Origin of the sequence: Micromonospora sp. WMMD1076 (assembly GCF_029581475.1) — a bacterium.
Taxonomy (GTDB): Bacteria; Actinomycetota; Actinomycetes; order Mycobacteriales; family Micromonosporaceae; genus Micromonospora; species Micromonospora aurantiaca.
This window is the reverse complement of record NZ_CP120862.1, coordinates 3,497,215-3,517,094: the sequence shown is the minus strand read 5'-3', so window position 1 is coordinate 3,517,094 and position 19,880 is coordinate 3,497,215. Positions and strand designations below refer to the sequence as shown.

Here is a 19,880-nt window from a genome sequence, read left to right as displayed (position 1 = left end):
AGGCGCACCGTGAAGCGGGCGCCCCGCCCCGTCCGGCCCTCGGCCCCGATCGTGCCGTGGTGACTCGTCACGACCTTCCGTGTAACAGGGCATCGTCGCGGGAGACCATCACGTCGAGCAGGCTGGCGCCTCGCCGCTGCAGCAGACGCGCGGCGAGGGTGGGGGTCAGGGAGAGGCTGACCGCGGCCAGCAGGAGGGCCGCGAGCACCGGCGCCCACGAGTGACCGCCGGTGGTGGCGCCGATGATGCCGGGGAGAATCGCGCCCAGCAGGACCACGGGGAAGATCGTCATCTGTCCACCGGTCGGATCGCCTGCTCGCTGGCCGGGGTGGCGGCGATCGCGGGCATCGGTGCCGACAGCCGGCATCAGGAGCGCGATCAGCGGTGCCACGGCGCAGGCCACTGCGGCTGCGGCGATGGCGCCGCTGATGGCGACAACGCCCAGTGGGGAGCGGGTCACGGCCCACAACGCGGCCGACAGCACGATCGACGGCACGCCGAATAGCAAGAACCATGCCGCCATCCGGCCGCGTACGTCAGCCTGAAGGGCGCCCGGTGTGGTGAGCAACTGCCACAGGGCCGTGCCGTCCAGGGCGTAGGTGTTGACCGCGACCATCGCGCCGAACACCGCCGCTGCGGGACCGACGAGGGGCAGCGCCCAACTCCAGTCGGTGACCGCGATGATGAGCGCCATCAGTAGCGGGGTCAGCCAGGCGCTACGCAGTTCCACACCGCGCGCGGGATCCCGCGACCATGTGGCCAGTTCTCGCGAGACGACAGCGGACACCTGCGGCGTCGGGAACGGAAGCGACAGCCCACGATCTGGTGCGTGGGGGCGTCGCGGCGCCACGAGGCGAGGTGGGCGGCGCAGGGCGCGAGCGGTCAGGGTGGTCCAGCCCAGATGCAGCAGTGCACCAAGGGTCAGGAGGGCCGTCAGCGGCACGACGACGGCTTCCGGCCCCGCGCTGTCACGGGCGGCGATCGCGGCGCGGTACCCCCATCCCGTGGGCAGGAGGGCGAGCACGTCGACGACCGACGCGGGTAGCTGCCCGAAGGTGGGGAGGACCAGGGTGGTGTCGCTCTGACCGAGGCGGGGCAGCAACCAGGCCGCGATCGGCACCCACCCAGCGAACGACAGCGCGAGCATGATGGCGGTCTGGGTGGCGGCCAGCCTCATCCCGGCCCGGGTCTGTAGGAGCCAGGCCGCGATCGCCGCCACCGTCTTACCCGCCCAGACCAGCAGGTACAGCTGTGCCACCATCGCCACCACGCCGATCGTGGCCGTCGTCAGGCCGCCCGGTGCGGCCAGCACGACCAGGGACGACAGGCAGGTCAGCGTGACCAGCGGGCCGACGCCCACCAGCTCGGTCCAGGACAAGGCCCGAGCCGCGCGCCATGGCCGCAGCGGATAGCCGCGTAACCAGTCGCGCGAGATGACCGACGGATCGTGGCGTGGCTGGGCTAGAGGGCCGAACAGCCACATGCCGCCCCATCCGGTGAGCGCCACGGCGATCCAGCCTTCGTGGAGCAGTCCACGGTTGGCCGCTGCTGCGCCGACGACCACCAGCGCGGCCAGGGCCATACCGGCGACCAGGCTGAATCCGCGCTCGTTGTGCGGGCCGTTGCGGAACAGGCGCAGCTTCAGCGCGAACAGGGCGCGAGTCATGTCAGCCACGTCAGCGGGCGGACCGGACCGGCGCCGACCAGCTTGACGAAGCGTTCGCTGAGCGTCCCGTTCGCTGCCACCTCGTCCACCGGCCCCTCGACCAGCACCCGGCCACCGGCCACCAGCGCCACCCGGCGGCAGTTGCGTTCGACGAAGTCCATGATGTGGCTCGACATGATCACCGTGCCACCGGCGGCGACGTACTGTGTGAGCACCTGTTCGATGGAGCGGGCCGAGACCGGGTCGATCGCCTCGAACGGTTCGTCGAGGATCAGTACCCGGGGCCGGTGCAGCATCGCCAACGCAAAGTTGATCTTCTTGCGCATGCCGGTGGAATACTCCACGATCAGCGTGCGTGGAGTGGCGTCGAGCCCCAGGATCTCCAGCAGGTCGTCGGCGCGGGCCCGCCAGCTGTCGTCCAGCCCACGCAGCCCGGCGCTGTACCGCAGCAACTCCGTGGCGGTCAGCCGCTCGGGTAGCGACAGCCCGTCCATCATGATTCCAAGCTGGGCAAGCGCGGCTTCCCGATCGGTTCGCAGGTCATGACCGGCGATCCTGATCGTGCCGGAGGTCGGCTCCCGCAACCCGCACATGGCCGTCAGCGTGGTGGTCTTGCCGGCTCCGTTCGGGCCGACGATGCCGTAGCACATTCCCGATGGGATGCTCAGGCTGAGCCGGTCGACGGCGAGCACTGCACCGAAACGCTGGCTGAGGTCAGTTACCTCAACGGCTGGGACAGTGGAATCGAACACTTGCATCGCCTCTTTTCCGGCAAGATACGGCAGACCGATCAATTCGGCCGCGACCATTCGTCGATCAGGCCGCGGATCTCGTCAGTCCCCGTACCAGGGAGGACAGCAACGCCGCGGCTCACCGGAACGGGCGAGCACGCCGGCGTTGCTGGCATGCGACAGGACGTCGAAGCGGGTTGCCGGGGGGCCAGCGCACACACAACGACATGCGCTGGCCGCCGAGCGGCCATCTCGGTGACGGCACGGCCGGCAGTCCCCCGCTGCTCCAGCAGAGCGACGTTCGTTCGGCTCCGCCCCCGAAACGGCCGGTTCGCCGTTGTGATGCAGTTGGATGAGCTGTCACTCGGTTGTGTGCAGGAGGATGGCGGCGGCCAGCTCCTCGTGCACCTCCGGCGGGAGCGTGTGCCCCATGCCCGCCGTGATCATCAGCCGCGCTCCTGGGATCTGCTCGGCGATGATCGCGCCGTGGCCCGGCTTGACCGGTTCGTGGCTGCCCTCGATGACCAGCGTGGGCACCTTCAGCTGGTCCAGCACGCCCACCGGCTCGAAGTCCGGGTTGGCCGCTGCGGCCAGCCGGTGGTTGGCCACCGCCGACAGGTCGCGGGCACGGTCGTAGATTCGCTCCTGTAGCCGACGCGCCGCGTCCTCGTCGAACGGCAGCCCGGTGCCGTGCAGCACGCGCTGTTCGGCGATCATGCTGTTGATCTGGGCGCGCCGGTCCTCGGGCGGTGCGGCGGCCATCAGCGCGCGGTAGAAGGCCACGAACTCCGGCGCCGGCTCGGGCAGGCTGCCTTCAGGCTGTGGCTGCCCCAGCAGAGCCCGCAGGATCACCTGACCTTCGCCGCCGCCGAGCGGTGATGAGCCGATGACGGTCAGCGAGCGCACCCGCTCCGGTCGTTCCAACGCGATGAACTGGCCGAGCAGCCCGCCCGCCGAGTGACAGACCAGGTGCGCGCTCTCCAGGCCGTGGGTGTCCAGCACGCGGTACACGTCGTTCTTGATGTCGTCCCACCCGTACGGATCCACGGCGAAGTCGACCGTGTCCGACATGCCGGTGTCACGGTGGTCGTACCGGATCACCCGGCGGCCTCCGGCGACAAGGCGGCCGACGAACTCGTCCGGCCACAGGACGCCCTGCGACATCGACCCCATGATCAACAGGATCGGGGTGTCGGTCGCAGCGCCGAACTCTTCACTCCAGATGTTCACCTCATGCATGTCTCAAAGCATGTCCTCTTCCCCAACAGGTGCCTTCTGTAGAACTACTAGGCGCGCCAGTTCCGTACGGGAGCCGACGCCCAGCTTCGGATAGATCTTGTACAGGTGGTACTCGACCGTGCGGGGGCTCAGGAACAGTTGGGCAGCGATCTGCTTGCTCGACAGCCCGTCGGCGACCAGGCCCGCGATGCGCAGCTCCTGCGGGGTCAGCGCGTCCAGCACGGCCGAGCTCGGGGCCTGTCCGCTCTCGCCCGCCGCCCGCAGCTCAGCCTGTGCGCGCCTCGCCCACGGTCTCGCGCCCGCCCGCTCGAACGTTTCCCACGCCATCCGCAGATGCGTCCGCGCCTCGCCCGGCCGCTGTGTGCGGCGCAGGCGCTCGCCCAGCAGCAGCGCCGTCCTGGCCGCCTCGAAGGGGTTGGTGTGCAGCCGCAGCGCCTCACCGAAGGCAGCCTCGGACGACTCGACCAAGCCCCGGCAACGGGCCAGCAGGGCACGCGACTCGGGCGTCGCCGCGTACGCCGACCACCGCTCGTACGCCTCGAGTGCCGCCCGCGCGGCCACCTCGTCGCCCGCGCCCACGGCTGCCTCAACGCGATCCGGCGCCGTCCGCCACACCACTGTGGGATGCCCGACACCCGGTCCCGCCGCGGCGATGGCCGTGAACCGGTCGTGCGCCGGCGCGTAGCGTCCGAGGCACAGATCGAGCAGCGCCAGCGCGTACGCGGCGACCCCCGCCCGCAGACCCACCCGATGCGGTATGGCGATGGCCAGTGCCTCGCGGGCCCGCCGTTCGCAGGTCTCCTCCTCGCCTCGCAGCGCCGCCAGGACCGCCAGGTTGGCCAGGTGCGCGGCCACGGTGTTCTCATAGCAGGCCTCGCGGGCCAATTCCAGGCCCTCCTCGGAGACCGCCTGGCTGCTTGCCAGCCGCCCGGCGATGCGCTCGGCCGTCGCCACGAACTCCAGCACGACCGGCAGCTGCCCGGTCATCCCTGACACCCTGGCCACCCGTCCGGCCCGCTCGGCCATCTCGGTCGCCAGATCCGACTCGCCCAGTTGGCTGGCCGCGGCCGCCGCCCACAGGTACTCCGCCGCCTCTCCCAGCTCGCCGACCCGCGCCAGCGCCCGCCGCAGCAGGCCCGGTCCGGCAGCGTCGCCGTCCAGCGACAGGCCGATCCCGGCCACCGTGTCCCGCAGGAATCCCTCGCGGTGTGCGGCCGCCCTCCGCCCGAGCTCGATGATGGCGGCCGTGTCGCCGACGTATGAAGCGGCCTCCACGGCATCGGCCAGCATCTCCAGGCTGTCCCCCGCCGCCAGGATCCGCACGGCCTCGGCGGCGTTGCCGGAATTCAACTCGAACCGGCCTCGAAGCTGGGCGATCTCCATGGCGAGGCCGGCGTCCACGCCGGCCTGGTCACGGGCTTCAGCAAGCAACGACTCCGCCTGACCCGGGCGGCCGCCGAGCCAGGCCGCGACGGCGGCGTCCTTCAGACGCGCGGCACGGGCGCGCGGCTCGGCGGTCAGCTCGGCGGCCCGGGCCAGGGCGGCCGCAGCGGTGCCGTACCCACCTCGGTCACGCGCCAGCTCCGCGGCGGCCACCAACTCGGCGGCAGCCCGCTCGTCTTGGCCGATGGCCGCTCCGGCCAGGTGCCAGGCGCGACGGTCACCCTCGGTGATCTCCGCCAGTACGGCATAGACTCGGCGGATCCCCGCCGGGGTGGCCGCCTCGTGCACCGCCGACCGGATGAGCGGATGACGGAAGCGCACGCGCGTACCCGAGATCTCGGCCAGTCCGGACTCCTCCAGCTCGGCCAGCGCCATCCTCCCGGTCCAGGTTCCCGTGTCCTCCCCGGGCAGTGCCGTGCGCTCGGCTGACAACCGGTCGGTGGCGCGCAGGACCAGGTCGAGGTCAGCTTCCAGGGCGGCGACCAGAGCGAGCAGCCCGGCAGAGGCGGACAACGCCGCCACCCGGTCGCCGAACAGCCGGGCTCCACCGGGAAGCGGATCGGGCAACGGTTCGCGTCCGGCGAGTTGCGCGGGAGTCAGACGGGCGGCGATCTCGCCCAGCGCGAGCGGGTTCGCGCGGGTCAGCGTGACGAGTTCCCGCGCCACACCGGCCTGCACATCGCAGCGGGACTCCAGCATCTCGGCCGCAGCGGGTCCGGGCAGGCCACGCACCTCCACTGTCAGAGGCACACCCTTGACCGGAGCGTCCCCGCGCACGGCGAACAGCATCGCGATCTTCTCAGTCTCGAGTCGCCTGGCGGCGAACAGCAGTGCGTCGGCCGAGGCCCGGTCGACCCACTGGAAGTCGTCGACCACGCAGATCAGCCCGTCCGGCGCGGCGGCTTCGGCCAGCAGCGAAACCACGCCAGCGCCCAGCAGATACCGATCGCCGGCAGTGCCTGCGGCGAGACCCAGCGCCGCGCGCACAGCGTCGTGCTGTGGTTCGGGCAGCGCGTCGAGCGAGCCGATCACCGGCCACAGCACCTGGTGCAGCGTTGCGAACGCGAGGTCGGCCTCAGCCTCGACGCCGGTGGCCCGCAGCACACGCATCGCGCCGCCTCGCACGGTCACCGCGTCGAGCAGGGCCGTCTTGCCCACGCCCGCCTCGCCCCGCAACACCACCGCACCGCCAGACCCGTCGCGAGCCCGCGCGATCACCTGGTCGAGTGTGCTGACCTCCGCCAACCTGCCGTAAAGCACGAACGCCCACTCTAGGAGACCTCCACGCTGCCCGGTCCGCACGGAGTCACTTCTCACAAACAGCAACGCGGCCGCTGCTACCGGCCGCCTCGTCCGGGCTTCACCGGGGATCACGTCGACCGAGCAGAGGAGCCTTCTTTGGCACCAGAGGCCGCGCTGCACGACGATCGGCCGCCCAGACAGTACAGCGTCTGATGAATTCAGGGTATGATGTACCGTGACGGAGTGCAGACGTTGACCCATGGGCAGATCCTCGCCCGCTTCGGCCATGCCCTGTCCGACCCGGTCCGCGCGAGGCTTCTGCTCGCTCTACGTGACGGCCCCGGCTACCCGGCCGAACTCGCCGACACCCTCGGCACGAGCAGGCAGAACCTTTCCAATCATCTGGCCTGCCTACGCGGCTGCGGCCTCGTCGTCGCCGTGCCCGAGGGCCGCCGCAACCGCTACGAACTCGCCGATTCCCGCCTCGCACACGCCCTGGGTGACCTGCTCGGCCTCGTCATCGCCGTCGACCCCGCCGCGTGCCCCACCGCCGACCGCGACGGATGCTGCTGATGACCACGACACCCCTACCCTTCGCGCCGCCGACGACCGCGCGGCGCGCCGTACTCACCCGCCGGATCCGCCTGTTCGTGGCCGCCACCATCACCTACAACGTGATCGAGGCGGTGATCGCGATCACCGCCGGCACCCGCGCGTCCTCCACCGCCCTGATCGGCTTCGGCCTCGACTCCGTCATCGAGGTGTCCTCCGCCGCCGCTGTGGCCTGGCAGTTCTCCGGCGCCGACCCCGAACGCCGCGAACGCACCGCCCTACGCCTCATCGCGGCCTCGTTCTACGCCCTCGCCGCCTACGTCACCGTCGAATCCGCGCGCGCCCTCATCGGCGGCGACCGCGCCGAGCACTCCACCGTCGGCCTCGTCCTCGCCGCGGCGTCCCTGGCAATCATGCCCCTGCTCTCGGCCGCGCAACGACGCGCCGGCCGCGAACTCGGCTCCGCCTCCGCCGTCGCCGACTCCAAGCAGACCCTGCTCTGCACCTACCTGTCCGCCGTCCTGCTGGCCGGCCTCGCCGTCAACTCACTGTTCGGCTGGTGGTGGGCCGACCCCGCCGCCGCCCTCGTCATCGCCGCCGTCGCCGTCAAGGAAGGCCGGGACGCCTGGCGCGGCGACGCCTGCTGCGCCCCGGCCACCACGCAGACCGCGACCCCCACCGTCGACGGCTGTGCCGACGGCTGCTGCAACCGCTGAGACTCGGACTTCCACGGCGCTCGCCAGCCGCTCTCGGCTACGCCGGCGGGTGAGGTTGGCCGATGAGTGCCGTGCCGGGCGCCACCACCGGGGGTTTGGGTGAGCAGCCGGGTGACGCGGCGGGGCGTCATCGACAAGCAGGATCGGCACCGCGATGGACGGCATCATGTGCTGGGCCATGTGGAACAGTACGTAGGCGTACCGGGGCGAAGCCGGGGCCGGTGGCGGCGGCCAGCACCAGCAGGCCGCCGATCCAGCGCACCGCGCACGCCGCCCGCGAGGAGTGGCCGCCCCGACGCAACCGCCGAACGTCGGCTGTCGGCCAGCGGGCGTGGCACCGGCGCGACCACCGCTCGGCGCTGCATCCGGAGACCGTTGATCTTCTCTCGGCCCGGGCACCCACCGTCGGCGAGGTTGTGGGCTGGATCGGGCGGCTGGCGTAACGCGGTCCACCACGACGAGCCCCGATACCCGCAGGCCACAGCGGATCCCGTCACGCGGTGGACTACGTGCCATGCTCAGTTGGTCTGATTCGACCACGCGCGATCCTTCAGCCGACGAAGCTGGTTCCAAACGACGTCAGCGCACCAGTGAGGTGCACGTGCGAGGTCTCGGCAGGCAGGTCCGGTCCGACGCGCTGCGGCGTGAAGGGCGCGAGGCATACGAGAGGTTGCGCACGTATCTCATCCTCGCCGTGCAGGCCGGCACCGCCGCGGGCCTGTCCTGGTTCATCGCGTCCGATCTGCTGAACAACCCGCAACCGCTGTTCGCACCCGCAGCCTCGATCGGCACCATCGCCGCCGCGCTGGGCAACCGGATCCGGCGAGCGGCGGAACTGATCGCCGGGGTGATCGTCGGGGTGGCGGTCGGACAGGTGATCGTCGACCTGGTCGGCACCGGACCGATTCAGACGGGCGTGATCGTGGCGTTCGCGATCTCATCGACCGCGGTGATCCGTGGCAGTGGCGCTGTCATGGTGCACGCGGGTAGCACCGCCGTGCTGCTGGGATCCTTGACCGCGGACCAGTCGAACCTGGCCATCGCGCGGACGGTCAACGGGCTGATCGGAGCGGTGACGGCCATCGCGGTGGCCTTGCTGATCCTGCCCGCCAACCCGGTCCGTATCGTGCACCGGTCCGCCGGGCCGACACTGGACATCTTCGCCCGCAACCTGACCGACGTCAGCACCGCGCTACGACACCGGAACATGCAGCAGGCGAGGGACGCGCTGCACCGCCTGATCGCCACCGAGGAGGACAGGGACAAGACCATGGAGATGGTTGCCGCCGCCAGCGAGATTGCTGTCCTGTCGCCCTGGAGGTGGCGGCGGATGACGGTCCTACGGCGGTACCGGCACGCCGCCGAACACCTACAGCTCGCCTACTCCAACAGCCGGGAGGCCGCGCATTGGGCCATACCGATCATCCGGCGGCATGAGCCGGTACCCAGTAGCCTGCCCGAGGCGATCGAGCACCTGGGGCAGGCGATTCGGTTGCTGCACCGCGATTTCCTCGCACAGCGGGAACCCGATATCGCCCGCGCCCGGGCGAGTCGAGTCATCCGCGACATCGACCGTGCCTGCTCGGAGAACACCGAGTTCTGCTGCAACGTCCTCCTCACCCGCCTGCGCCTCGCCGTCAGCGAAGTGCTCCAGGCGTCCGGGTCGACGCTCGCCGAGGCGAATCGGGAGGCGGGGCTGGCAGCCGACGCCGGCTAGCCCCGCCCTGTTGATCGTGGGAGTCGGATGACGGCGGAGATCAGGACGAGGCTCGCCGGTAGAGAGATGCGCGCTCGGCGCAGCGGGTGGCCGGGCCACGCCGATGTCTGGGCCGTGACGCAGCTCAACCACCCTCTTCGACGTATCTCGGGGATGTACCCTCGGTGCTGGCCGGTCCCGACCGTTCGGCCCAGGCGTGCAGGGCGTCCCGGTCGGCGGCGGCGTCGAGGTTCAGCGCCGCTTCGATCAGCGCCAAGTGGGTGAACGCCTGCGGGTGGTTGCCGAGCGCGGTCCCGTCTGTGCTCCGCTCTTCGGAATAGAGGCCGAGCGGCCCCGCCAGCCCGGCGAGTCGGTCGAAGGTCTCACGCGCGTCGGCGTGCCGACCGGCCAGTACGAGGGCGGAGACCAGCTCGAAGGAGCAGAGCAGGAACGCGCCCTCCTCGCCGGGCAGCCCGTCGTCGACCCGGTAGCGGCGGATCAGCGCGGGGCCCACCGCGAGGTCGGTGCGGATCCGTTCGACGGTGGCGAGCATCCGCGGGTCGTCGCCGGGCAGGAACCCGACCAACGGCATACGCAGCACGGCCGCGTCCAGTTCGGTCGAGCCGTACGCCATGACGAAGCTGCCGACCCGTTCGTCGTAGCCCCGGTCGAGGATCTCGCTGCGCAGCGCGTCGCACTCCCGCCGCCACCGGTCCACTGGCGCGTCCCGGTCGCCGAGCAACGTGGCGAGGCGGATGCCGCGGTCCAGGCAGACCCAGCTCATCACCTTGGAGTTGACGTAGTGCCGGCACGGGCCGCGGATCTCCCACACGCCGTGGTCCGGCTCGCGCCACCGGTCGGCCATCGTCTCAACGTGCCGGCGCAGCAGCGACCAATGCGCCCCGGTCAGCTCGCCGGTGAGCTGCTGGTACGCCAGCGCGGCGTCGAGCACGTGCCCGTAGGTGTCGAACTGGATCTGGTCGGCCGCCTCGTTGCCGATCCGCACGGGTGCGGATCCCGCGTACCCGGACAGGTGGGTCAGCTGGCGTTCCTCGCCGGCGTCGCCTCCGTGGATACCGACGAGCGGGGCGAGCGGGTGCTGGCGGGCGCAGAGCCCGAGCAGGAAGTGCAGATAGCGGCGGCCCTCCTCCGCGTGGCCCAGGCGGAACAGCGCGAGCAGCAGCAGCGCCGCGTCCCGGTGCCAGGTGAAGCGGTAGTCCCAGTTGCGCACGCCGCCGATCTCTTCGGGCAGCGAGGTGGTCGGTGCGGCGAGGAGCGCGCCGGTCTCGTCGAACGACAGGCCGCGCAACACCAGGGCGCTGTGCCGCACCGCGTCGGCCGCGAAGCCGGTGTAGTCGCCGCGCGCCGACCAGTTCCGCCAGGTGGCGAAGGTCCGGTCGTGCAGCCGGTCGGCGTCGGCGAGATCCGGCACCCGGTCGGCGTAGCCGAGCAACAGGGTCGCGCTCTGGCCGGCCCGCAGCTCCGCCTCGGCGACCAGGGTGCCGCCATCGGGTGTGACGGGCAGGTCGGTGACCAGGCAAAGCGGGGTGCCAACCGCGTGCCAGCCGCCATCACGCCGCTCCCAGCGGACCGGGCGCGCCCCGTAACCGGGGCGGGGGGTCAGCTCCGCCCGGACCCGCAGCGTGCCGGAGGAGACCCGGAGCCGGCGCAGCAGCGCCCGCTCGGCGTAGATCGGCCGGTCCGGGTCTCCCGGCCATACCGCGAGCAGGTCGTGACCGGTCGCGACGCCGTCCGGACCGGTCCAGCGGTTCTCCAGGACCAGCGTCCCCGGTGGATAACAGCGCGACGGCGTCGGGCAGCCCCGGACGGCGAGGGTGAAGCGGCCGCCCACATCCCGGTCCAGCAGCCCGGCCAGGACGGCATCGCCGGCCGCGTCGGGCACGCAGAGCCACTCGACCGCGCCGTCCGGCCCGACCAGCGCCGTCGTGTGAGTGTCCGACAGGAAGGCGTACGTGTCGATCGGCGGGAAACTCATGCCAGCTCCGGCAGAACCCGGGCGCCGCCGTCCCGGTACGCCCCGACCACCCGCCGCACCGCCCGCTGGCCCGGTGCGTCGACCACACCCGGCGGCAGGCCGGTCCGGGCCGGCGCGGCGCCCAGCCAAGACCGGGCGAACCCCGACTGCCCCTGTTCCGCGCCGAACGGAGCGAAGTGGTCCGAGCACATGGCACGCGTGAACCCGGCCTGTCCGGCGGCCCCGACCAGCCGCCGCGACTCACCCGGCGGGAACCGCTGATGTGAGGCGTGGTAGCCGTGGGCCGGCATGCGTTCCTCCCGCGTTCGGCGTCGAGGTGCAGCGGGAGTACCCACGTCGGCGGTGGGTAACCGTGCCGGACCCGCAGCGCGGGGAGGGGACGCGACGGGATGGGCCGCCGCGGCACGGTGGACCGGCGGGACTCGCTCCACGCCGAGGCCGTCGCGCGGTCGCGGATTCACCTGTCGGCGGCATGAGAGGTTGCAACAGTGGTCGGGTGACCAGCGGAGGGGACCAGGCGGCCGGGGCGGGCGGCCGGCGCGCCCGGGTCGCGACGCACGGCGGGGTGACGCGGGCCGAGCTCTTCCTCGACCTGGTGTTCGTCTTCGCCTTCATCAACGTCACCGGCCTCATGGCCGAGCGTTCGGCCTTCGACGCGCTGGTCCAGGGTGGGCTCGTGCTCCTGCTGCTGTGGCGCAGTTGGGCCGGGTACGCCTGGGTCGGAAACCTGGTCCGGCTCGACCACGGGGTCCTGCCGATCGTCATGTTCATGGTGGCGACCGTGCTCCTGCTGGTCGCCGTCGCGATTCCGGAGGTGTTCGTCGACCGGCACGGCGGGCTCTCCGCGCCTCTCGTCTTCGTCGTCGGCTTCCTGACCATTCGAGCCGTGTCGCTGCTGATCATCATGCTGAGCCAGCGACGCTCGACGCAGCAGTCGACCGCGCCCGCCCGGCAGGCCTGGCTGCCCCTGGCCGCCAGCGCCGTCCTGCTGCTGTGCGGGGCGCTGCTGCCCGGCCACCTCGCACCCGGACGCAGCGCCGGGCTGCTGCAGATCCTGCTCTTCGCGGTGGCGACCGCCGTCGACTACGTCGGGCTGCGCGCTCCCGGCACCGGCAGTTGGCAGCTCAGGTCGGTGCGGCACTGGGCAGAGCGGCACAACCTGATCATGCTGATCGCGTTGGGCGAGACGATCATCTCGATCGGCACGAGCCGGGGGTTCGCCGGCACACCCGCGATCACCTGGTCCGTGCTCGCCGGTTCCGGGCTCGCGCTCCTCGTCGTGGCGTTCCTCTGGTGGGCGTACTTCGACATCGCGGCGCTCGACGCGGAGCAGACGCTGGAGTCCGTCCCCCACCACGCCCGGTCCCGGCTGGCCCGCGACGCGTACACCCTCCTGCACCTGCCGATGATCGCCGGGCTCATCCTGGTGGCGTTCGGGCTCAAGCACGCGCTGGGCGCCACCGAGGCCGACACCGCGAAGAAGTGGGACGCTCCGGCTCTGTTCAGCCTCTACGGCGGGGTCGTCCTGTACCTGCTCGGGTTGGTGGCGTTCGAGTGGCGCATGGTCCGGCGAATCGGCCGGGGTCCGCTACTCGGCATCGCCCTGGTCGCGCTGCTGGCGCCGGTGGCCCGCACGGTGGAGGCCGTGGCATCGCTCGGGATCCTCGCCGGGGGCCTGGTCTGCGTGGTGCTCGCGCATGTGACGGTGCTCCGGAAGCGTCACCGCGGCCTGCACCGGGTGGTCGCCGTGACGGCCGGGCGCGAGGTCGAGGCCACCCCGGAGGACCTGTTCCTGGACCTCGTGTTCGTGTACGCGTTCATCCAGGTCACTGTCCTCATGACCCGGCACCCGGGGGCGACCGGCGTGTTCCACGGGCTGGCCGTCCTCGCCCTGCTCTGGTGGTCCTGGATCAACCACACCTGGTACACGACTGTGGTTCGCGGGTCGGCGAACGTCCGGCGGTTGATCGTGCTCGCGGAGGTGACCCTGACCCTGATGCTCGGGATCGCCACGCCACAGGCGTTCAGTCACGTGCCCGGAGGGTTGCCCGGTCCCGCGATCGTCGTCCTCACGTACGTGGCGGTGCGCGTCCTGCAACTCGCCGCGCTCTGGATCCCGCTCCGGCGAGACACCGCGCTACCCACAGCCGTGATACGCGCCGTCGCGCCGACGTGTGTCGCCGCCGTACTGCTGGTGGGCGCCGTGCTCGCCGGCGGTGTCACCGGTCCGGCGGCACCCCTGAGCACGGCGCTCTGGGTGGCCGGCATCGCCGTCGACCTGAGCAGCGGCTATCTCACCGGAGCCCGCAACTGGCAGCTCGGTCAGGTGAGCAGGTGGATGGGCCGCTACAACCTGATCATCCTCATCGCGCTCGGCCAAGCGGTGATCTCCACCGGAATGGCCGTCGCCGGCCTATCCGCCTCCGGACCCGCGCTCCTGTGCGTAGCACTCGGCGCTCTCCTGCTGTCCGCCCTCTGGTGGACCTACGTCGGCACCGACGTCGTCATCGGCGAACGGTTCGCCGAGTTGACCACGCCGCGGCAACGGGGTGCTCTGGCCCGGGACGCCTACACGTACCTGCACCTGTTCCTGGTCGTCGGCCTCGTCCTGGTCGCCTTCGGCCTGCGCACATCGTTGGCGATACCCGGGCAGCTCGGCCCGGCGACGCCGGCCGGGCAGGTCATCCTCGTGTGCGGGCTGATCGTCTTCCTGCTGACCGACCACCTCGTGTGGCGGCGCGCACGCCGTACCGTGACCCGCCCCCAGGCCCTGACCCTGTTGGTCGCCGCGCTTGCTCCGCTGACCATCCTGCTGCCGGTGCGGGAGGCGCTGATCCTGCTCATCCTGAGTCTGTCGTCCGTGCACCTGCTCGCCCGCACGGCCAGACCGCGCCTCGACAGCCACCCCGCCCCCGGCACGTGAGCGCGTCATTCGCTGCCCGTGATCGCAGTAGCCCCGCATCTTCCACCGAGCCGCGGACCGCCGGGTGCCGCCGGCCGGGTCGGCGTTCATCGGCTACTGGCGGAATGACCACGCCGGGTCCTGACCCGTCGTCGGCCGGCCGCCCCACTCGGCGGCGACGCGGTGCGGGTCGCCGGTGCGGAAGTCCGGCGGCTCGTGCAGCAGGAAGTCGCGGTGGCTGATGTTCCAGGCGTACGCGCCGGCCATGGCGAACACCAGCACGTCGCCGACGCCCACCGGCCCGGCGTGCGTCGAGCGGGACAGCACGTCCTTCGGTGTGCACAGTTGCCCGACCACGGTGACCGGGCCGCCGTCGGTGCACGGGCCGTCACCGCTGTACCGCTGGTGCACGGTGAACGGCTGCGCGTGGCCCTTGGCCGCCGGTGTACGCAGGTGGTGGGTGCCGCCCGCCACCACCGCGAACCACTCGCCGTAGGAGCGCTTCACGTCGATCACCTCGGTCAGGTACGCCCCGCAGTAGGCGGTGACCGACCGGCCCGGCTCGACGCGAAGCCGCACCCCCGGGTACCCGTCGCACACGCCGGCCAGCGCCCGCCCGTAGCCGGCCCAGTCGAAGCGGGCCGCCGGATCACCGTAGTCGACCGCCATGCCACCGCCGACGTCCACCTCCCGGGCCCCGACCTCGCTGACCGACCAGCGGACCACTGCCTCCGCCACCTTTGCTGCGAGCGGCGCGTCCAGTCCGCTGGCCAGGTGGACGTGCACGCCGCGCACCTCGATCCCGGCCGGCGGACGGCGGGCGCAGGCCACCGCCTCGGCCGGGTCCATGCCGAACGGGCTGGGACGCCCGCCCATCACCAGGCTCGCCCCCGGCGCGTCCAGTGGCAGGTTCACCCGCAGCAGCACCCGCGCCCGCACCCCGGCGGAGACCGCCAGCGTGCCGAGGCGGCGCAGCTCGGCCGGGGACTCCACGTGGATCCGGGCCACCCCGGCGGCGAGTGCCGCGGCCAGATCCGCGTCGGTCTTGCCCGGACCGGCGTACGCGGCAGCCGCCCGCTCGGGCAGCACCTGGGCGAGACGCCGCAGCTCGCCCCGGCTGGCGGTCTCGAAGCCGTCGACGACCGGCGCCAGCGTGCGCAGCACGTCCGGCTCCGGGTTCGCCTTCACCGCGTACAGCAGCTCGACCTCCGACGGCAAGGCGGCGCGGATCGCGCGGGCGTGCCCGGCCAGCGCATCGAGGTCGTGGACATAGACCGGCCGGGTCACGCGCGACCACCGAGCGGGTTCGGCACCGGCACGAACGGCGCTGCCCGGTCCGCGTCTCTCCGCCATCGCACCAGCAGGTTCGCCTTGGCCACCAGCGGCTCACCGGCCAGCAGGGCACGCAGCTCGGGCGGTTCGTCCAGGTCGGCGGCCACCGCGGCGACCACGTCCCGCACCTCCCGCCACAGGGCCGGTTCGATGCCCGGCCGGGCGTCGGCGAGAGCGCCGCTGATCCCGGCCAGGTGGTTGACGAACAGGCAGTAGACGACGCGCCGGCGGGCCTGGCGGGCGTCGTACCCGACCTGCCGGGGCAATCCCCGTGGCCAGCTCGTCCACCGGCTGGTGTCCAGCTTCACCCCCTCCAGGTCGCGCAGCAGCATCCGCGCCGGGCGGCCGTCGGCGTCGCGCACCACGACGACGTTCTGGAGGTGCGGCTCGTGCACCACGCCGTGCCGCAACCACGCACCCAGCACGGCCGGCACCAGCAGCCCGACGTAGCGCCGCCACCAAGCCACCGGGTCGGCCGCGGGTAGCGGCGCGGCCGCCAGCGCCGCCGCCAGCACCGCGGTCTGCCCGGGCCGCAGATGGGCGCGCAAGCCGGTGCGCAGGATCGTCCCGTACGCCTCGTCCGCGCCGGCCGCGTCGATGGTCCGGTACGCGGGTTCGGCGAGCAACGCCACGCCGTCGGACTGCGGGATCCCGGCGAGCAGCCCGGTCAGCGCCACCGCGGCGGTCAGCTCGTACCGGGAGTTCTTGCGCAGGCAGTTGGTGATCCGCACGTGCAGGCTGGTCTTGACGAACAGGTCGGCGTCGGGCGAGTAGAGCGTGCGGACGCTCGCGGTCGGGCGCACCGGCACCCCGGCCGGGCCGAGCCGGCGCACCCGAGGATGCGTCGGCGGCACCAGCGCCACCTGCCACGGGTGCACCGGCAGCACCCGGTGCCCGGCCGGTGGGCACGGCGGTTCCAGGGCGGCCAGCATCGGGTCCACCGGCCCGGCCTCGGCCACCAGGTCGTCCGGCACGGCCAGCCAGTGCAACCGGAACGCAGTGCGCAGTTCCGGCGCGTACGCCTGCCATTCGTCCGGGTCGCCGCTGCGCCACTTGGGGGTGGGATGGTGCGGGTGGCCGAGGATGAGCGACTGCTCGGACGCCACGTAGGCGTCGACCGCCGGGTCGCCGGTGGGCGTGGGGTCGGCGGCCGGCCGGCCGGCCAGCAGGTGGGCCACCGTGTCCCGGCTGGCCCGCACCTGGTCGAGGAACTCGGGATTGTCGTGGCCGGTGCGCACTGTCAGCTCCGCGGCGACCAGCCTGGCCAGCCCTTCGGCGTCCAGGTCGCTCCACGGGCCGCCGTCGGTCCGGTGTCGCACTGGACCGGTGTAGCGATGCGTGCCGACCGGGGAAAGCCGGACCGCCGTGCAGCGTAGCGTCACCCCGGTGGACGGCAGCCAGATCTGCACCACGTCGCCGGTGACGGTGACGTCGCCGGCAGGGGTGGCGACCTCGCGGGCCAAGCAGCCGAACACGGCGTGAGCGGCGGCCAGGTCCGCCGGGTGGGTGTGCCAGGCCGCCCGTGGGCGCAGTCCGGTGCTCGTCATCGCGTCTCCCGCAGGTAGTTCGGACCGGTGTGCCGGTAGAACTTGTTCACGTCGGCGCATCCGAGCCGCTGCTTCGGTAGCAGGGTGCCAGCGGTGATCATCGCCTTGACCGGCAGCCGTTCGGCGCGCAGCACCCGTTCGGTGAACTCCCGCGCCGCCGGCCCGTCGCCCCACCGGTCCCGGGCCGCGATGAGCCGCGGGGTCAGCGCGGCGGCCGGCGTCGGCACCGGCACCCCGCGGGCGGCCAGCGCCAGCAGCGGCGCAGCGGCGGCCAGGTGCAGGGTGATGGTGACGAACACGTCGGCCAGTTCGCCGGGGTCGGTAACCCACATCCGTGCGTCCCGCAGTGTCACAGTGCCGCGGTGGCGCGGGTCGAGGCGGGCACCGTCGTCGTCCTTGTAGAGCAGGCCGATCGTCCCGTCCGGCGCGAGGAGCAGGTGGATGTTCTGCGGGTGGGCCTCCAGCGCCACGCCGTACCGGAGCCACAGGCAGACGTGCCAGTCGAGCAGCAGGTCCAGGTAGGCGTCGAGCACCGCCTGTGGACGGCCGCCGCCGATGCGCTCCAGCACCGTGCCGGACTCCGGGTCCGGCGCGGCGAGGGCCGCCACCGGCACCACCCGGGTGCCGGCCAGGTCCCGGGGGAACCGGCGGAGCAGGAAGGCCCGCCGGTCGTCGTCGCCGACGTGACCGAAGGTGCGCTCGTCGGCATGCCGGATCCGGCCTGCGAAAGCGGGTTCGGCCGCGGCGGTCCGGTCGAGCAGCCCGGCCACCGCCGCGCCGTCGGCCAGCGTTTCCGGCCGCAGGCCGCGCCGGTTGCGCGCGCCCAGAGTGGCGGTGGGCAGCGGTAGCTTCAGGTGCGTGTACGGGTCGTCTACGAGCGCCACAGTGCGCATGGAGAGCGTGGGCCGCACGGTCACCACCGGCCGGTCGGTCACCGGCAGCGCGTGCCGCGCCGCGGTGAGCGGGTGCACCGGCAGCAGCACGTCGCCGGTCCGGTCCGCGGCCGGCCACCACGCCGGCAGCGGACCGGTGAGCCGTACCGCCGTCCGGGGCGCGACGTGCCAGCGCAGCGCGAAGCGGGGTGCGTGCTCCGGGGCGTACCGGATCAGGTCGTCGTCGTCGAGACCGTGCCGGCAGCGGTCGGTCGGGTAGACCGGGTGACCGGCGTGCGCGGCGAGCACGTCGTCGAGCAGCGCGGCCGGCATGCCGGCCCGCGTGGTCACCCGTTCGGCGGCCACGGCGGCGAACACCGTCGGCCGGGCCAGGGTGGCGAGCCGGCGGGCCCTCAGGTCGGCGTGGCACTCGGCGGTGAACGTCTGCCAGCCGGCCTCGGCCTCCGGGTCGTCGACCGGGGCGAGCAGCGCGAGCAGCGCGTCGAGGGTGTCCACCCGGCGTTCACGGCCGTCGGCGTCGCGGACGTCGAGCATGGCGGTCGCGCAGCGCAGCGTCGCCTGGAAACCGTCGGCGCGGACCGGGATGCGCAGCAAGCCACCGGCGTGCGGTACCTCCCACCGGCCGGTCACGGTGAGCCGGCCGCGCCGGAGCAGGCCGATGTGGTCCTCGCGCAGCAGCGCGTCGAGCACCCGGACGAAGACCTGCCGCTCGCTGTCGTCGGTCATCCGGTGATCGTCCAGATCAGGTCGTCCCGGAACGCGGTGAGCGCGGCCCGGACGGTGTCGGGGTCGGGTCCGATGCCGTGCAGCGCAGCGAGGTAGTCGCGGTTGGTGCCGGCGTGCTCGGCGACCCGGCCCACCTCCCGCATCGGACGGCACGACAGTCGTACGCCGTCGTGGACGGTGTCCACGGGCCCGGGTGCCGCCGTGAGCCGGCCGGACCGGTCGGCGCAGACGTACTCGACCCGGGCGTACCTGCAGAGCGCGGCCGGGTCGGGCAGGCCCAGCGCGGCCAGTGGCTCGCCGAGGTGCAGGCGGATGACGTGGGCGAACAGCGGCACCCCGAGCAGGTCGGTGAGGATCAGGTCCATCCGGTCGCCGATGAGCCGGTCGTTCACCTCGATCAGCCGGATTCCGTCCGGCCGCACGACGTACTCGGTGTGACAGGCACCGAAGCCGACGCCGAGCGCGTCGAGCAGCGCGCGGAGCCCGGCGTCGTGCGCGGGAGGTGGAGGCGCCCAGTCGAGGCTCACCTCGGTGAAGGTCGGCGGTGGTCCGAGGCCGGTGCGCCAGCCGCCCAGCACCGCCAGCGATCCGCCGTCGCCCAGCGTGTCGTAGGTGCGCAGCTCGCCGGCCAGGTACTCCTCGATGACGAGGGCCACCTCGGGCCGCCGCCGCCGGATCGCGGTGACCCGCGCGGCCAGCTCGCGCCGGTCGGTCACGAGGTAGGCGTCCTCGCTGGCCACCCCGTCGCGGGGCTTGAGCACGGCGGGGAAGAGGTCGGCCGGGACCGCGGGGGTGGTGCCCGGGTCGACGGTGACCACCCGGACCGGGTCCAGTCCGGCGGCGGCGAGCGCGCGGCGCATCGCGGCCTTGTCCTTGCAGCGCCGGGCCGCCTCCGGGTCCTTGCCCGGCAGGCCGAGCTTGCCGGCGGCGAGAGCGGTCGCCTCCTGGAGATGGTCGCTGTTGGACAGCAGCGCGGCGGGCGATTCGGCGGTCGTGGCCGCGACGACCGCCGCCGGGTCGCGGACCGCGCAGTGCCGCACCGGTACGCCGGCCGGCCACTCGCCGGGCCGGTCGGTCAGCACCGTGGCCGGAAGGCCGAGCGCGTCCGCCGCCGGGAGGAAGCCCTCCAGGACGGCGTCGGTGGGGTTCAGCGCGGTCAGGTAGAGCCGCATCCAACCTCCTCGACCGATCGGGCATTT

The 19,880-nt window shown here is 72.7% G+C and carries 15 protein-coding genes; 5 read left to right on the top strand and 10 right to left on the bottom strand.

Going from position 1 to position 19,880, the window contains the following annotated elements; all coding sequences use genetic code 11:
- Window positions 1-67: 67 nt before the first annotated feature.
- From O7622_RS16745 to O7622_RS16730, 4 genes are all read right to left on the bottom strand, one after another.
- Window positions 68-1,666, bottom strand: a complete 1,599-nt coding sequence (locus O7622_RS16745) for a hypothetical protein (protein WP_282309102.1) — start codon at window positions 1,664-1,666, stop codon at window positions 68-70.
- On the bottom strand, window positions 1,663-2,475 hold the full coding sequence (locus O7622_RS16740) for an ABC transporter ATP-binding protein (protein WP_282309101.1): 813 nt from the start codon (window positions 2,473-2,475) through the stop codon (window positions 1,663-1,665). The genes O7622_RS16745 and O7622_RS16740 overlap by 4 nt, the downstream gene beginning before the upstream one ends.
- A 282-nt stretch (window positions 2,476-2,757) precedes the next feature.
- The gene (locus tag O7622_RS16735; RefSeq protein ID WP_282309100.1) at window positions 2,758-3,636 is read right to left on the bottom strand and encodes an alpha/beta fold hydrolase; all 879 of its coding nucleotides are present in this window, start codon (window positions 3,634-3,636) and stop codon (window positions 2,758-2,760) included.
- A 3-nt stretch (window positions 3,637-3,639) separates the two neighbouring features.
- Window positions 3,640-6,339, bottom strand: a complete 2,700-nt coding sequence (locus O7622_RS16730) for a LuxR family transcriptional regulator (RefSeq protein ID WP_282309099.1) — start codon at window positions 6,337-6,339, stop codon at window positions 3,640-3,642.
- Window positions 6,340-6,549: 210 nt separating this feature from the next.
- Here O7622_RS16730 and O7622_RS16725 point away from each other — a divergent pair, with 210 nt between their 5' ends.
- From O7622_RS16725 to O7622_RS16710, 4 genes are all read left to right on the top strand, one after another.
- On the top strand, window positions 6,550-6,894 hold the full coding sequence (locus O7622_RS16725; RefSeq protein WP_282314158.1) for a metalloregulator ArsR/SmtB family transcription factor: 345 nt from the start codon (window positions 6,550-6,552) through the stop codon (window positions 6,892-6,894).
- Window positions 6,885-7,589 (top strand): cation transporter, encoded by a 705-nt coding sequence (locus O7622_RS16720; protein ID WP_282309098.1) that lies wholly within the window; start codon window positions 6,885-6,887, stop codon window positions 7,587-7,589. The genes O7622_RS16725 and O7622_RS16720 overlap by 10 nt, the downstream gene beginning before the upstream one ends.
- A 221-nt stretch (window positions 7,590-7,810) precedes the next feature.
- Window positions 7,811-8,032 carry a hypothetical protein gene (locus tag O7622_RS16715; protein WP_282309097.1) on the top strand — a complete coding sequence of 74 codons (222 nt, stop codon included), beginning with the start codon at window positions 7,811-7,813 and terminating at the stop codon, window positions 8,030-8,032.
- A gap of 71 nt (window positions 8,033-8,103) precedes the next feature.
- The gene (locus O7622_RS16710) at window positions 8,104-9,306 is read left to right on the top strand and encodes an FUSC family protein (protein WP_282309096.1); all 1,203 of its coding nucleotides are present in this window, start codon (window positions 8,104-8,106) and stop codon (window positions 9,304-9,306) included.
- A gap of 124 nt (window positions 9,307-9,430) precedes the next feature.
- On the opposite strand, the gene O7622_RS16705 is transcribed toward O7622_RS16710, so the two are convergent.
- Both O7622_RS16705 and O7622_RS16700 read right to left on the bottom strand, forming a co-directional pair.
- Window positions 9,431-11,281 carry a glycoside hydrolase family 15 protein gene (locus tag O7622_RS16705; protein ID WP_282309095.1) on the bottom strand — a complete coding sequence of 617 codons (1,851 nt, stop codon included), beginning with the start codon at window positions 11,279-11,281 and terminating at the stop codon, window positions 9,431-9,433.
- Entirely contained in the window at window positions 11,278-11,571 is a 294-nt protein-coding gene (locus O7622_RS16700) for a hypothetical protein (protein WP_282309094.1), read from the bottom strand. The genes O7622_RS16705 and O7622_RS16700 overlap by 4 nt, the downstream gene beginning before the upstream one ends.
- A 206-nt stretch (window positions 11,572-11,777) precedes the next feature.
- On the opposite strand from O7622_RS16700, the gene O7622_RS16695 reads away from it, so the two are divergent.
- Window positions 11,778-14,204 carry a low temperature requirement protein A gene (locus O7622_RS16695; RefSeq protein WP_282309093.1) on the top strand — a complete coding sequence of 809 codons (2,427 nt, stop codon included), beginning with the start codon at window positions 11,778-11,780 and terminating at the stop codon, window positions 14,202-14,204.
- Window positions 14,205-14,297: 93 nt separating this feature from the next.
- Here the strand turns inward: O7622_RS16695 and O7622_RS16690 are convergent, their stop codons facing one another.
- The 4 genes from O7622_RS16690 to O7622_RS16675 are packed head-to-tail and all read right to left on the bottom strand — an operon-like array spanning window position 14,298 to window position 19,853.
- Window positions 14,298-15,470 (bottom strand): alanine racemase, encoded by a 1,173-nt coding sequence (locus tag O7622_RS16690; protein ID WP_282309092.1) that lies wholly within the window; start codon window positions 15,468-15,470, stop codon window positions 14,298-14,300.
- On the bottom strand, window positions 15,467-17,062 hold the full coding sequence (locus tag O7622_RS16685; protein WP_282309091.1) for an IucA/IucC family protein: 1,596 nt from the start codon (window positions 17,060-17,062) through the stop codon (window positions 15,467-15,469). Before O7622_RS16685 ends, O7622_RS16690 begins: the two co-directional genes overlap by 4 nt.
- Window positions 17,059-18,681, bottom strand: coding sequence for an IucA/IucC family siderophore biosynthesis protein (locus O7622_RS16680; RefSeq protein ID WP_282309090.1), 1,623 nt, complete (start codon window positions 18,679-18,681; stop codon window positions 17,059-17,061). Before O7622_RS16680 ends, O7622_RS16685 begins: the two co-directional genes overlap by 4 nt.
- Window positions 18,678-19,853, bottom strand: coding sequence for a siderophore biosynthesis protein (locus O7622_RS16675; RefSeq protein ID WP_282309089.1), 1,176 nt, complete (start codon window positions 19,851-19,853; stop codon window positions 18,678-18,680). The genes O7622_RS16680 and O7622_RS16675 overlap by 4 nt, the downstream gene beginning before the upstream one ends.
- Window positions 19,854-19,880 lie beyond the last annotated feature (27 nt).